The sequence below is a fragment of the Acinetobacter variabilis genome, from assembly GCF_000369625.1.
Lineage (GTDB): Bacteria > Pseudomonadota > Gammaproteobacteria > Pseudomonadales > Moraxellaceae > Acinetobacter > Acinetobacter variabilis.
Genome location: NZ_KB850112.1, coordinates 206,766 through 219,586, shown reverse-complemented (window position 1 = coordinate 219,586; position 12,821 = coordinate 206,766). Strand labels below are relative to the sequence as shown.

The following is a 12,821-nucleotide window of genomic DNA, read 5'->3' as shown; positions in this document are numbered from 1 at the left end:
GACTGATGAATAATTTAGCCAAAATTCGGCTTGATCATGACCAATACCATAATCGCAATAAGTGAAACCACAGCAATAAATAAGCCAGCACGGCGTTGTACCAGCAGGATTGAATCATCTTTTTTATACGCTTTGCCCAAGGATGAAATCAGCACCAGAAATAAAATAATTTTGGCATAAAACCAAGGCTGTACATCAAAATTCTTTAAAAACAGGGCAATAATCCCAGTTAAGGCAATCACGCTAATCACCAGGTGCTGCAAAGCGACCAGAAATACACGTGCTTTTGGATTCGGTTGATTGCCCTGTGTACCCATAAACAGGGTAATAGCACGCGCAAGAATGGCCACAATGGCCAGTCCTGCCGCAGACATATGAATAATCTTGACTAAAAGCTGGGTATCCATAAAGTCCTCTTAGTTTTTTGGTGCATGTGCACATTCCGGACTAGACGTATCCTGTCCTGTCCACTCTTCAGGCAAGAAAGCATGAATTGCCAAGGCATGAATTTTATCTTTAGACAGCAAATCACCTGCCGCAGCATAGACCTTTTGATGGCGTTGTACCGCACGCAGGCCGGCAAAGGCTTCACTGACAATCACTGCCTTAAAATGCGATTCCTTACCCGGAAAATATCCACCATGACCCGAAGATTCATTCACGACTTCCAGGTAAGTAGGTGACAATTGTGCCAAACGGTCTTTCAGTTGTTGTTCTAAGCTCATGGCCTGACTCCGATTCAAGATATGGGTCCAGTATACCCTGTTCTATCCGCTATTTCGGTGCAAAAAATGTCTGCAATTATTTGATTGTGCCGAGATTTCATTAAATTTTGCATAAATTTTGTCTAATTGTCTGGAAGCACAGAGAATATTGCTTTTATTTTATGCAATCGACATAAGATTTTTCATAAAGTTATTGACCCTGTTTTTGCATGCTGTATTATACACGGCATGCGGGAATAGCTCAGTTGGTAGAGCACAACCTTGCCAAGGTTGGGGTCGCGAGTTCGAGTCTCGTTTCCCGCTCCAAATTCTTTTTTGTTCATTTTTTAAAGTAAAAAATCGATCGACCCTGCGGGAATAGCTCAGTTGGTAGAGCACAACCTTGCCAAGGTTGGGGTCGCGAGTTCGAGTCTCGTTTCCCGCTCCAAATTCAAAAAGCCCTGATCGAAAGATTGGGGCTTTTTCGTTGTTGATTTTAAATAACATTTTTTCTTTCAGTCTATAAAGCTATCAGCTTCAAAGTGAGTAAAAAGTTAAGTTAGATCAGTTAAGAGTGGGCTTACGTGACCAAAAGTGACCAAAACGTGCCCTATCAATGTCAACTATAGATCAACATGTTTAAGTTTTTGCATGAATTCTACTCAATATGAACTGAGTAATTTTTAAAAAAACCTGAAGCACTGCCTTATGGCTTTCATTAAAGCTTTTTAATCTCTTATAAAAAATGGTGACCAAATTTGGTCACCAAAAATACTTAATAAAAACAATATACTAACTAGAAAATTATTAAATTATATGACGCTTTTTATTAGCAATAATTATTCATCTGGCTTGAACTTTAATAAATCACCAACGTCTACATTTAACAATACGCACAATTTTTCTAATGTTTCAAAATCAATACGAGTTGATTGACCATTATAAAGCTTATGTAAAGTCGTCTTACTCATTCCGGTTGCCCGAGCTACATCTGCCACTTTCATTCTTCGTTCCGCCAAAAGAACAGGCAAGTTACAAACTATCATTAATTACCACCATTGTGTAATAAAGTACTTGCATGATGTATTAAACGCATTTATTATTGCATTGTGATCTTAAATAACACCATTGTGATACTTTATAAAAGGATACAAACATGAATCTTACTTATATTACTACAAAAGAATTGGCAGAACGAATCCATTATAACGAACGTACCATTCGTAATCAGTTAAAGGATAGCGTTCTAATCGAAGGTATTCATTACATCCGCCCTTTTGGTGGACGCAAAATTTTATATGTATGGGAGCGTATTGAAGAAGATATGACTAAAACCACTTTAGGCTCGCTACACAGCCTACAACTTCAATAAGGAGGATATTATTATGGCTGCCATCCGTACTAGATACGGTAAGTTATGTGTCGATTTTCGATACTTAAACATCCGTTGTCGTGAAACAACAGCTCTTGAAGACAATGCTCCGAATCGCAAAAAGCTTGAAAAAGTGATTGAGCGAATGGAAGCGGAAATCTTATTGGGTATTTTTGACTATGCTAAGTACTTTCCAAAAAGTTCTCGTTTGAAAGAAATCAAAAATGCAGAAAACAGAGTAAATGAAATCAGCTCTAAAACACCTCTATTTTCAAAGTTCTGTGAAATCTGGTTCACTGATAAAGAAATAGAGTGGCGTACAAGTTATAAGGAGAAAATTCAAATTGTAATCAAAAAGTACTTGATCCCTTTTTTTGGCGCAATTCCTGTTATTAATATTAAAAAGTCAGACATTCTTGGATTCCGTTCATCCCTCGCCAAAGTGACTCACGGAAAAAACCAAGAATGCCTTTCACCATCAAGAATCAACCAGATTATGATAGTGCTTCGTATGATACTCGATAGTGCTGCCGAACGATATGAATTTGATAGCCCTTATAAAAATATCAAGAACTTAAAGCAAGGAAAGATTAAAGTAACACCTTTTTCATTAAAGGAAGTACACGCAATCCTTGCCACAGTTCGTGATGATTTTAAGCCTTATTATACTGTTCGATTTTTCACAGGTATGCGCACCAGTGAGATCGATGGCTTGCAATGGAAAAATGTGGACTTACAACGTCGGGAAATCCACATTCGTGAAGCATTGGTGAATGGGGAGCTTGGTGGAACCAAAACTTATGGTTCTGACCGCACGATCCAGATGAGTGATCGGGTTTATCAGGCCTTTCTGCAACAAAAAAGCTTAAATTCTGGAAAATCAGAATTTGTATTTTGTAATCGCGATGGTGGGCCGCTTGATTATCGCCTGGTCAATAAGCGTGTCTGGCATCCCCTGCTACGCTATTTAGGGCTAAAACCTCGTCGTGCTTATCAAACACGTCATACTGCAGCTACGCTCTGGCTGTCGGCAGGCGAGAACCCAGAATGGATTGCACGCCAGCTGGGACATTCAACGACTGAAATGCTATTCCGGGTCTATAGCCGTTACATCCCTAATGTTACGCGCCGCGATGGTAGTGCTTTTGAAGCCATGCTGGAGAGACTGAATACAGAGAAGCTTGTCCATGAACAGTAAAGCTTTTTTTGGCGGCGTAGTCGTTAGCCCAGAAGCAGATATGGTCGCTCGTGAATTAATCCATGAGCTACACATTCCCAAACTGCACAATCTGGCCTTTTTGCTGGAAATCAATAAATGCTTCGATGATCACCAAGCATTAAGACTCTGGCTACAGCGAATGCTGGATGAAGGGCAAGCTCATTACGATGACTTGGCTCAACAGGCCCGTTTCCGGTTAATGAGCCTAGCTCACTAATAAAACAATCATAAAAGGTCATCAAATCGATGACCTTAGCCCCTCTATACCTATAAAAAGGTGAACACATGCATAAAGATATTTCAATTTGGATGCCACTCTATATTGGCGACCTACAGGCAAAATTTGCACGAATGACGGCAGAACAAATTGGTGCGGCACTGCTGTTAATGATGGATTTCTGGAAAAATGGTGCCATTCCTCACGACCTAGCGACTGTTTGTAGCATCACGAAATTACCGCAGCACACCAAGGCTAAAACTTTGTTAAATACGCTGATGGCCCTAGAATTGTTTGAAGTCGAGTCTGAGCAGATTCATTCAAATTTCTTAAGCAGTTTAAAAAGCCAAGCATTGCAAAATCAGCAAATGAAATCTGATAAAGCTAAAAATGCAGCTCAAGTACGTTGGGGGAAATCCGCAAGTAATGCTCAAGCATCAGCCAAGCAACGAAAAGTAAATGCTCAAGCAGCTCCTGAGAAGAACCCGAGTATTACTCAAGTCATGCTTGAACCATGCCCTTCATCTTCATCTTCATCTTCATCTTCATCTTCATCTTCATCTTCATCTTCATCTTCAAATTTTGAAGAAAAAAATGAGGATTTTTTAGAAAATTCCAAATGGATTTAGGAGAGTGATCATGAATACCATGCTTAAAACGCTCCAGTTTCGCACAGAAACAACGGAAACACTTTGCCCTACCCATCATATACCCCTGATGGAAATCGCTGGTCACAAGCTATGTAAATTGTGTGCCAAAGAAACCGTCCATCACTCACATGCAGCCTATGCAGATGAGTTGCAACAGCGATTGCTACAACAGAAAATCAAAAACTCAGGGCTCAATAAACGCTACCTGGATCGTGGCTTCAAGAATTATGTAGTTGCATGTCCTGCACAAGACAATGCCATCAAACTATGTCAGGCTTTTGCACAGCAGATTATTTCTGACCATTATCCAAACCTACTGCTCATTGGTACACCGGGTACAGGAAAGACTCATCTGAGTGCGTCAATCATTCGCAACATTCTGCATAACAGTACAAAATCTGCACGCTACTATACCAGCGCAGAAATTGCTCAAAAAATGATGGATACCTGGTCAGATGCTTCACGCTCTGAGAAAGAAGTCATCGACCATTTCTCCAGTTTTGATTTATTGGTGATTGATGAATATGGCCTGCATGACCGGCATGAAAAACGCCTGGAGATGGTGCATAAGGTCTTATATAGCCGTTATGACAACATGAAATCTACTCTGCTGATTTCCAACTTCACAGTCCAAAATATGCAGCGAGATTTAGGTGTCCGATTATGGTCACGATTACATGAAAACAATTTGATTGTAGTACCGTGTTATTGGGATGATAGACGCATCACCGGATAAAAGAAGTCTTTACTACCGCCAATTATCTTATTGATATAATTGGCATTTTTTATAATTAATTTCTAAAAATCTCAACTTTATTCTCTAAAATATAGACAGAAAAATTCTAGAAAAAGAGAGGAAATCCTATCATTTTATGTTGAAAATCATAAAGTTCATTAATGAATTACCGGTATCAAAATAATTACTACCGAATAGCGTACTTATTAATAGGACTTACGCAAAGACGACCGAAGGCGAGTTATCTTAATCAATTTTTGAGCTTACAAGCAGGGGTTACGATGAAAATTTTTTGGTTTATACCGACACATGGCGACAGTCGTTATTTAGGCACGAGTAAAGGGGCAAGAACCGTTGACCATACCTATATGAAGCAAATTGCAGTGGCAGCCGATAACCTTGGCTATGAGGGCGTGTTGATTCCGACAGGTCGCTCATGTGAAGACCCTTGGTTGGTCGCCGCTAGTCTCATTGATGCGACCACTCGCTTAAAGTTTTTGGCGGCATTACGCCCTGGGGTGACGACACCCGCGCTTGCTGCTCGCATGACAGGCACCTTTGATCGATTATCAAATGGTCGATTGCTGCTTAATCTGGTCACAGGCGGCGATGAACAAGAGCTTAAAGGCGATGGCATCTTTGAAGACCACGCGACGCGTTATCAGACAGCCAGTGAATACACCACGATTTGGCGAGAGATTTTGACTCGCTCGCACACAGGCGAATCCTTTACTTTTAACGGTGAACGCTTGCAAGTAGAAGATGCTAAATTGCTGTACCCCCCTCTACAACAGCCATATCCGCCCTTGTGGTTTGGCGGTTCATCTGAGGCGGCGCAAACACTGGCTGCCGAACAAGTTGACAGTTATTTGACGTGGGGTGAGCCGCCTGCCGCCGTCAAAGAGAAGATTGAGCAGCTTAAAACCAAAGCCGCTGCCAAAGGTCGTACATTAAGCTATGGTATTCGTCTGCACGTGATTGTGCGTGAAACCAATGAAGCCGCTTGGCAAGCCGCTGATGAATTATTGAGTCATGTGAATGACGACACCATTGCCGCTGCCCAAGCCAAATTTGCCCAAATGGACTCGGTGGGACAACAACGTATGGCAGCCTTGCATGGCGGTCGCCGTGATAACTTAGAAATTTCGCCCAACTTATGGGCAGGGATTGGACTGGTACGTGGTGGCGCAGGCACCGCACTGGTGGGCGACCCACAAACTGTTGCCGCGCGTATTCAAGAGTATGCCGATTTGGGCATTGATAACTTTATTTTTTCAGGCTATCCACACTTAGAAGAGGCGTATCGGTTTGCTGAATTGGTTTTCCCATTATTACCGAAAGACACCCAAAACACCTTGGTCAAGCCAAATTTGACAGGACCGTTTGGTGAGATTGTCGCTAATAACTATGCACCACCGCAACAAACCCGTGACACTGCAACCCCAAAAACACCTACCACTGCTGCACCTAAACACGCCATCGCCTCTTAAATTCATCTTAAAGACATATTAAAGGCGTCTTCAATGCTTGTGATAAAACGTGCTAATTAAAGCACGTTTTTCGCTTCGTCTATACCTATCATTAGACACCTATCATCCGACAGGGTGTGTGGAATCCACCCTAGCCATGATAAACATCTTTTAACTGATAAACCTTTTAACTGATAGACTTTGTTTTAAAAAGTGGTAGCCAGTTATACGGTGAGATTAGACCAGCAAGCTACTTTGCTAAAGTTAATCATCAAGGTGTCAATATCCCAACTTTTTTAGCAAATGCAACACAGGAAAAATGACTTCTCTATAGCTAGGTTATATTCGGGATGTGAATAACCTATTGATAGTAATGAATATTTTTTAAGCCAACACTGTTAGTTTTACGGTCTCTAGTATGTCATTTTTTAATCAATAGCTTAGTTGTGTAATTTTATGGGTGATAAAAGTTATTTTAACGCTTTTGCTTTTTGCGGCTTATATAATAAAAAAGATTTAAATTTTAAATCATAAAACAATGGGATAAATAAATTTAAATCATGCACTTCAATTAATGATCAACTAACTATAAGGGCAATAAATATGACAACTGAAAACAATGAAAAACTTTCTTTATTAGACGATGTGGCATTAAAAGCCCAAATGCTCATGGCAAATCTAAAAGAGGGCGCTAATGATGGCTATGACCATTCTGTCACCAGTGCCGGTGAAAAGGGCTTAAAATCAGGCAAAGTGTCTGAACTCACCGCCATCGCCCCCTTGACCAAAGATGGGGCAGCTCGTATCAAGCGAATTTTGGAAATTACCAAAGGCAATCTTGCAGGGGCGACCAATGTAGGCACCTTGCATGATTTGCGGTTGGTGTTTTTAGACAATGATACTAAGCTACTGTTTTGTACCGCCTATGATGGCGATTGGGATGCTTACATCAACGACTTTGCTACCAAAATTCCAGAACTCATGGATTTGATTTTTGGCAATGTAGAGGGTTGGCCTGGGATTAAAAGCCCGACTGTCAAGCAATTTATCCTTGACCATCAGATTACCGCTACCGGTTGGTATGTAGGTGTACCGCATCTGACGGTTCGTGATATTGCGCGTAATGACAAAATCGTGCGTGGCATTAATAAAGCCATTGAACAAGCCCAATAAGCCCGCTTAGAACCTGTATTCACCATATCACGTTTATCAGCGTACTATTCTAACCGTACTCTGAACGGGCAAGCTTTAGGTTAAAATTTCGATACAAAAGCGATTTGTTCAGTGATTTTACCATAAGCAAGCGATATTTAGCGTGGTGTATGGTGAACAAGCTTTCAGCATCAAATTTTTAAGATTCTCTGCTAGGAACGACCATGAATAACGACAACCCAGCGAATGAAAGCCTACTTGGCAAATTAAAAACCCATCTACAAGATGGTATCGAGCATGGTATAGAGGCCGTTAAAGACAAACTTGAACACAGCGATACACCCGCTGAAAAAGGCAGTGTCAAAGAACGGGTACACGAAGCGAAACAAAAAATCGGCACGCAGCTGCACAGCGTCATGACACGGGCAACGAACGCTATCTATCCCAATATCGCCACGATGGAGCTTGAGGATATTCAAGCTATTATTTTGCATGACCGCCCTGCGCCTTACTACGGCACGCTTGTCGCGCTAAAAGTCAATGACAGCAACGCGGGTCGTGAATTACTAAAAGCGGTATTACCAAACGTCACAGGCTCAAAAAATTTCCAAAAAGATATGGATGCCAATTTGACCATTGTGATGACGTATAAGGGGCTAAAAGCTTTAGGCTTACCGCAAAGCTCGCTTGATTCTTTCCCAGAAAATTTCAAAGCAGGTATGGCAGGCCGCTCCGATATCTTGGGTGACAAAGGCGATAATGACCCTAGCAACTGGCTTGCGCCATTTGGTGATAAAGGCGATATTCATATTTGCGGCGCGGTGATTGCCAATAGCCAAGAAAAATGGCAAGCCAAACTTGCCGAACTTAAACAGACGTTTGCCCCTTATCTAGATACCAGCCGTAACGCGATCGAAATCTTAGTGGAACATGATTTTGGCGTAGATGGTGACGTCAAAAACGTGTTTGGTTATCGCGATGGCATCAGTAACCCAGAAGTTGATGGCAGTGGTATCAGCCTTGAAAATAACACCGAACGTCCGATTGCGGCGGGTGAATTTGTGTTAGGTTATAAAGGTGAAGCGGGCGTGGTACCTCCCATGCCACAGCCTGAAGTATTGGGAAAAAACGGTTCGTTTATGGTACTGCGAAAATACCGCAGTAATGTCGCTGACTTTCACCGCTATTGCCTTGAACAAAGCGACAATGACCCAGCTAAAGCCGATAAATTGGGGGCAAAAATGTTTGGTCGCTGGCGTTCGGGTGCCCCCATCACCCTAAGCCCAGACCATGATGATGAAGCCCTCGGCAAAGACAATGTAGCAAACAATAAATTTGACTACACGGACGATCCCTATGGCAAAGGCTGCCCGTTTGGTGCCCATGCTCGCCGTATGAACCCCCGCAATACCAAAGATTTTATTCTAAGCGATGTGCGTCTTCACCGTATCATCCGCCGTAGTGTATCGTATGGCGATATCGTGCCGCCCAACGTGACCCAAGACGATGGTCAAGAGCGGGGGTTATTTTTTATCGGTATCAACGCCCATGCCATGGACACGCTTGAGTTTTTGCAAAGCCAATGGATTAATGACGGCAACTTTATGAACCTTGGGGAAGAACGTGACCCAATGCTAGGCGTACACGCAGGTAGTGACGCTGATAGCGATGTGTTCACCGTACCCGATGAGCCAATTCGTAAGCGTCATACCAATATTTTGCAATTTAATACCCTACAAGGCGGTGAATATCTTTTTGTACCGAGCTTGTCGGCACTCAAATGGATGAGTGAGCTTAACGAAAATTCATATTAGAGTAAATCTAAATAAAAAAAGGTTAGGTGGGTTTAGTAAACCTAACCTGATAAAAATAACAAAGGACAATCATCATGTTAAATAAATTATTCGGTCGTCGTTATGCCAAGTTTGACCCAGCCATCGACCAGCTTACTAGCGACGATGAAAAAGCCATCGACCAAATCACCGCAGATATTCGTGACTATATCGGCAAATCAGACACGGTTAGCAAAATCAATTATCACACCCGAGATGCCCACGCTAAAGGCTACTGTGCATTAAAAGCCAACTTTGAGATTTTACCAAAACTGCCCAAAGAATATGCCCAAGGTATCTATGCCAAACCCGCTCGTCATGAAGCAGTGATTCGTTTTTCTAACGGCTCATCTCGTGTGGCTGCCGACAACAAGTTGGGGCTTTCTCAAGGGTTGGCGATTAAAGTCTTTGGTGTCAAAGGCGACAAATTACTGCCAGATGAGCCAGATAGCCCAAACTTTGACTACAATCTGATTAATTTTCCTATTTTCTTTTGTAATACTATCCAAGACTATAGTTATATTTCACGGCTATTTTTACAATTAAATGATTATTTTGCCAAAGGCGCGAAAGGGCAAGCCAAATTTGCCTTTGACTGGATTACCCAATATGGCAAAAAACTGCCATCCAAAGAATCCCTCAAGACTTTTAGGGCTTTTAGTAAGTTTAAAACCATCAAACCGCAAAATACCTTGTTATACAGTTTTTACTCACAAGGGGCGGTGCGTCATGGCGACTATATGGCGAAAATCCGTGTCGCCCCGACCAAAGCGTCACAAGCCAAAATCAAACGCCGAGATCTCGATGTCAATGCCACCAGCGAGGCGATTCGTCCTCTGATTTTACAAGAAATCCGTCAGCACGATTATGAGTTTGATGTGCAAATCCAGCTGTGCCGTAACTTAAAAGACCAACCCATTAATGACTTGACCAAAGAATGGGATGAAAAAGACGCCCCGTTTGTGACAGTGGCAAAACTCACCATCCCTTGCCAAGATGTGCCGGATGACGGTAATTTTGACATTATGGAACACTTGTCATTTACCCCGTTTCGCTGTATTGAAGCCAACCGTCCGATTGGTAATTTGCAACATGCGCGACTGCGTGCCTATCAGACCGCCTCGACCACTCGCCATCGTTTAAATCATAAAAAACGTGCCGAGCCAATCAATCTAAAACAGGCATTTGATAAAGATTTTTATAACCTTTAAATTTGGCAAAAAACCAGTAGCGGGGCGGTTATGGGGGCATTGTTTGGGGTAAAATTTCACCCATTGGGTAAAAAACTACATCGCCTTTAATCATTCAAAAACCGTTAGCCTGTGACTGGGCTAACGGTTTTTTACCTTTTTACGCCATTAAACTGGCTTTGTTGCATAAATATGTAAGCATCTGATTTAAATAAATTTAATTTTGGATCAAAAAATAATCAAAACTTTTAAAATCAAATAGTTATGAAATCTTTGTGCAACAAAGCCGATTGAAAATCAGATGCGTCCCTGGGCGTTGGGGCGCAAGAACTGGCTGTTTGCAGGTTCGCTGCGCAGTGGTCAGCGAGCGGCAAACATCATGACGTTAATCCAGTCAGCAAAGCTGAATGGCTTGGATCCGTATGCCTATTTAAGTGATGTGCTGAAAAGGCTGCCGACACACAAAGTGACCCAAATTGAAGAGTTACTGCCACACCGCTGGAAACCTAAATCGAATTAAAAAATAGGCATGGGGTTCAGCGGACGCTTACTGCCTATTTAAGTGATGTGCTGAAAAGGTTACCGACACATAAAGTGACCCAGATTGAAGAGTTACTGCCACACTGCTGGAAACCTAAATTGAATTAAAAATTGGTATGGGATTCAGCGGACACTTACTATACTTATCAAAAATTGATTCCTGTTTGGTTTTAATTACCATTAAAAAAAGCTCAAAAATACTATATATAGTAGACCTCTTGCGAAAGTCGTTATTGCAAGTTCATCCGATTTACCAGTGCAGCGATTAAGTTAATGCGTAAACCGAATCTTTTCCGTCTATTTCGATAGCGTTCACTTAATATTCTAAATGTTTTCAATTGACTATTAATATGTTCGATCACAACTCGTATTTTTCCAATCATTTTATTGTACTTTTTCTCAACATCAAATAAGGGTAAATTCTTCTTTTTCTTTATTGGCATCAATAATTTAAAGCCATCTTGCTCTAATCCGTAGTACCCTAAATCGGTCATAACATATTTACAGAGATGGATCCGGAAATTTGAACAACTCCTATAAGTGATACTCTGCTCCTCAAATGATGTTATAAACATCAATATATGGAGTATTTTATGGCACGTAGACCAAGAAGAAATCATTCAAACGACTTTAAGGCTAAGGTAGCACTTGCTGCGATCAAAGCAGAAAAAACACTTGCTGAATTGAGTTCTGAGTTTGATGTTCATCAAAACCAAATTATTGACTGGAAAAATCAATTGATCTCAGCTTCCTCACAAGCTTTCGATCAATCAAAAGCTCCATCAGAACCTCCCATTGATCTTAAAAAGTTACATGCAAAAATCGGTGAGCAGGCATTAGAAATTGATTTTTTAGAAGGTGTGTTGAAGAAACTGGGCCGCTTCAACCACAAAAGTTAATCGATCACTCACTTCAGATTTCAGTATCTAAACAAGCTAAGTTACTGAAAGTCTCTCGTGGTTGTTATTATTATCGCCCAAAACCTGTTAGCTCATCAGATCTGAAGCTGATGCGATGTATTGATGAATTACATATGCAATATCCTTTTGCAGGCAGTCGTATGATGCGTGATTTGTTGAATCGTCAAGGGCATCATATAGGACGACGTCATACACGTACTTTAATGAAGAAAATGGGTATTCAGGCGTTATATTGCAAACCAAATTTAAGCCAGGCTAATCAAGCTCACCGTAAATATCTATATCTGCTCAAAGGATTGGCTATTCAGCGCAGTAATCAAGTGTGGTCTACGGATATAACGTATATCCCTATGGCAAAAGGCTTTGTTTATTTATGTGCTGTGATTGATTGGCATAGCCGCAAGGTACTTGCGCATAGAGTATCGATTAGTATGGAGGTTACATTTTGCATAGAAACATTAAATGAAGCTATTGAAAAATATGGTCGACCTGAAATATTTAATACAGACCAAGGCAGTCAGTTTACCAGTGATGCATTTATTGATGTATTGAAATCAAATGGCATTCAAATCAGTATGGATGGTAAAGGTCGATGGGTAGATAATGTGATGGTTGAACGATTATGGCGGAGCGTTAAATATGAAGAGGTGTATCTCAAAGCCTACAGCAATGTTTTGGATGCGAAGAAGCAATTAAACGCATATTTTGAATTTTATAATTTGAAACGACCTCATTCGAGTCTGGACAAAATGACTCCAGATGAGTTTTACTATGACCAGCTACCACAACAAAATAAGGTAGCTTAACTAGAGCAGAGTAT

At 41.2% G+C, this 12,821-nt stretch carries 13 protein-coding genes, 2 tRNA genes and 3 pseudogenes; 14 read left to right on the top strand and 4 right to left on the bottom strand.

The features are described from left to right. Nucleotides 1-14: 14 nt before the first annotated feature. Nucleotides 15-407 carry a SirB2 family protein gene (locus F897_RS03580; protein WP_005233322.1) on the bottom strand — a complete coding sequence of 131 codons (393 nt, stop codon included), beginning with the start codon at nt 405-407 and terminating at the stop codon, nt 15-17. A 9-nt stretch (nt 408-416) separates the two neighbouring features. Next, nucleotides 417-725, bottom strand: coding sequence for a BolA family protein (locus F897_RS03575; protein WP_004780643.1), 309 nt, complete (start codon nt 723-725; stop codon nt 417-419). Nucleotides 726-955: 230 nt separating this feature from the next. Here F897_RS03575 and F897_RS03570 point away from each other — a divergent pair. Together F897_RS03570 and F897_RS03565 are read left to right on the top strand one after the other, a co-directional pair. Continuing rightward, nucleotides 956-1,031, top strand: a tRNA-Gly gene (locus F897_RS03570). A 45-nt stretch (nt 1,032-1,076) separates the two neighbouring features. Next, nucleotides 1,077-1,152 (top strand) — tRNA-Gly (locus F897_RS03565). A gap of 391 nt (nt 1,153-1,543) precedes the next feature. Here the strand turns inward: F897_RS03565 and F897_RS03560 are convergent. After that, nucleotides 1,544-1,750 (bottom strand): helix-turn-helix domain-containing protein, encoded by a 207-nt coding sequence (locus F897_RS03560; RefSeq protein WP_004280956.1) that lies wholly within the window; start codon nt 1,748-1,750, stop codon nt 1,544-1,546. A 110-nt stretch (nt 1,751-1,860) separates the two neighbouring features. Between F897_RS03560 and F897_RS03555 the strand changes: the two genes are divergently transcribed. The 11 genes and pseudogenes from F897_RS03555 to F897_RS18030 form a co-directional block, all read left to right on the top strand. Then, a complete protein-coding gene (locus tag F897_RS03555; RefSeq protein WP_001054887.1) occupies nt 1,861-2,076 on the top strand; it encodes a hypothetical protein in 216 nt (71 codons plus the stop codon). A gap of 13 nt (nt 2,077-2,089) precedes the next feature. Further along, on the top strand, nt 2,090-3,274 hold the full coding sequence (locus F897_RS03550) for a site-specific integrase (protein ID WP_005233321.1): 1,185 nt from the start codon (nt 2,090-2,092) through the stop codon (nt 3,272-3,274). Continuing rightward, the gene (locus F897_RS03545; protein ID WP_001084944.1) at nt 3,264-3,512 is read left to right on the top strand and encodes a hypothetical protein; all 249 of its coding nucleotides are present in this window, start codon (nt 3,264-3,266) and stop codon (nt 3,510-3,512) included. The genes F897_RS03550 and F897_RS03545 overlap by 11 nt, the downstream gene beginning before the upstream one ends. Nucleotides 3,513-3,580: 68 nt before the next feature. Continuing rightward, complete coding sequence (locus F897_RS03540; protein ID WP_005233320.1) at nt 3,581-4,141, top strand: DUF1376 domain-containing protein; 561 nt, start codon at nt 3,581-3,583, stop codon at nt 4,139-4,141. A gap of 10 nt (nt 4,142-4,151) precedes the next feature. Then, complete coding sequence (locus F897_RS03535) at nt 4,152-4,898, top strand: ATP-binding protein (protein ID WP_002058176.1); 747 nt, start codon at nt 4,152-4,154, stop codon at nt 4,896-4,898. A 281-nt stretch (nt 4,899-5,179) separates the two neighbouring features. Continuing rightward, nucleotides 5,180-6,388 (top strand): FMNH2-dependent alkanesulfonate monooxygenase, encoded by a 1,209-nt coding sequence (ssuD, locus tag F897_RS03530; RefSeq protein ID WP_005233317.1) that lies wholly within the window; start codon nt 5,180-5,182, stop codon nt 6,386-6,388. Nucleotides 6,389-6,970: 582 nt separating this feature from the next. Continuing rightward, nucleotides 6,971-7,540, top strand: a complete 570-nt coding sequence (locus tag F897_RS03525; protein WP_004280952.1) for a hypothetical protein — start codon at nt 6,971-6,973, stop codon at nt 7,538-7,540. A 203-nt stretch (nt 7,541-7,743) separates the two neighbouring features. Next, nucleotides 7,744-9,333 carry a Dyp-type peroxidase gene (locus F897_RS03520; RefSeq protein WP_005233314.1) on the top strand — a complete coding sequence of 530 codons (1,590 nt, stop codon included), beginning with the start codon at nt 7,744-7,746 and terminating at the stop codon, nt 9,331-9,333. A 74-nt stretch (nt 9,334-9,407) separates the two neighbouring features. Next, a complete protein-coding gene (locus F897_RS03515; protein ID WP_005233312.1) occupies nt 9,408-10,562 on the top strand; it encodes a catalase family protein in 1,155 nt (384 codons plus the stop codon). 268 nt (nt 10,563-10,830) lie between these two features. Then, nucleotides 10,831-11,061 (top strand): annotated as a pseudogene (locus F897_RS18035) (transposase domain-containing protein); the annotation flags it as partial. Between the two features lie 32 nt (nt 11,062-11,093). After that, nucleotides 11,094-11,189, top strand: a pseudogene (locus F897_RS18030) (transposase domain-containing protein); the annotation flags it as partial. 122 nt (nt 11,190-11,311) lie between these two features. Here F897_RS18030 and F897_RS03505 read toward each other — a convergent pair. Continuing rightward, nucleotides 11,312-11,587 (bottom strand): annotated as a pseudogene (locus tag F897_RS03505) (transposase family protein); the annotation flags it as partial. Nucleotides 11,588-11,662: 75 nt separating this feature from the next. On the opposite strand from F897_RS03505, the gene F897_RS16945 reads away from it, so the two are divergent. After that, nucleotides 11,663-12,807, top strand: a protein-coding gene (locus F897_RS16945; RefSeq protein WP_122959112.1) for an IS3 family transposase whose coding sequence is annotated in 2 segments (ribosomal slippage) — nt 11,663-11,927 and nt 11,927-12,807 — 1,146 coding nt in all. Because the reading frame shifts where the segments join, the coding sequence is not laid out codon by codon here. Nucleotides 12,808-12,821 lie beyond the last annotated feature (14 nt).

Bases quoted from the DNA above. Each gene is read 5' to 3' on its own strand.
- F897_RS03580 (WP_005233322.1), bottom strand. From the start codon at position 407: ATGGATACCCAGCTTTTAGTCAAGATTATTCATATGTCTGCGGCAGGA.
- F897_RS03575 (WP_004780643.1), bottom strand. From the start codon at position 725: ATGAGCTTAGAACAACAACTGAAAGACCGTTTGGCACAATTGTCACCT.
- F897_RS03560 (WP_004280956.1), bottom strand. From the start codon at position 1,750: ATGATAGTTTGTAACTTGCCTGTTCTTTTGGCGGAACGAAGAATGAAA.
- F897_RS03555 (WP_001054887.1), top strand. From the start codon at position 1,861: ATGAATCTTACTTATATTACTACAAAAGAATTGGCAGAACGAATCCAT.
- F897_RS03550 (WP_005233321.1), top strand. From the start codon at position 2,090: ATGGCTGCCATCCGTACTAGATACGGTAAGTTATGTGTCGATTTTCGA.
- F897_RS03545 (WP_001084944.1), top strand. From the start codon at position 3,264: ATGAACAGTAAAGCTTTTTTTGGCGGCGTAGTCGTTAGCCCAGAAGCA.
- F897_RS03540 (WP_005233320.1), top strand. From the start codon at position 3,581: ATGCATAAAGATATTTCAATTTGGATGCCACTCTATATTGGCGACCTA.
- F897_RS03535 (WP_002058176.1), top strand. From the start codon at position 4,152: ATGAATACCATGCTTAAAACGCTCCAGTTTCGCACAGAAACAACGGAA.
- ssuD (WP_005233317.1), top strand. From the start codon at position 5,180: ATGAAAATTTTTTGGTTTATACCGACACATGGCGACAGTCGTTATTTA.
- F897_RS03525 (WP_004280952.1), top strand. From the start codon at position 6,971: ATGACAACTGAAAACAATGAAAAACTTTCTTTATTAGACGATGTGGCA.
- F897_RS03520 (WP_005233314.1), top strand. From the start codon at position 7,744: ATGAATAACGACAACCCAGCGAATGAAAGCCTACTTGGCAAATTAAAA.
- F897_RS03515 (WP_005233312.1), top strand. From the start codon at position 9,408: ATGTTAAATAAATTATTCGGTCGTCGTTATGCCAAGTTTGACCCAGCC.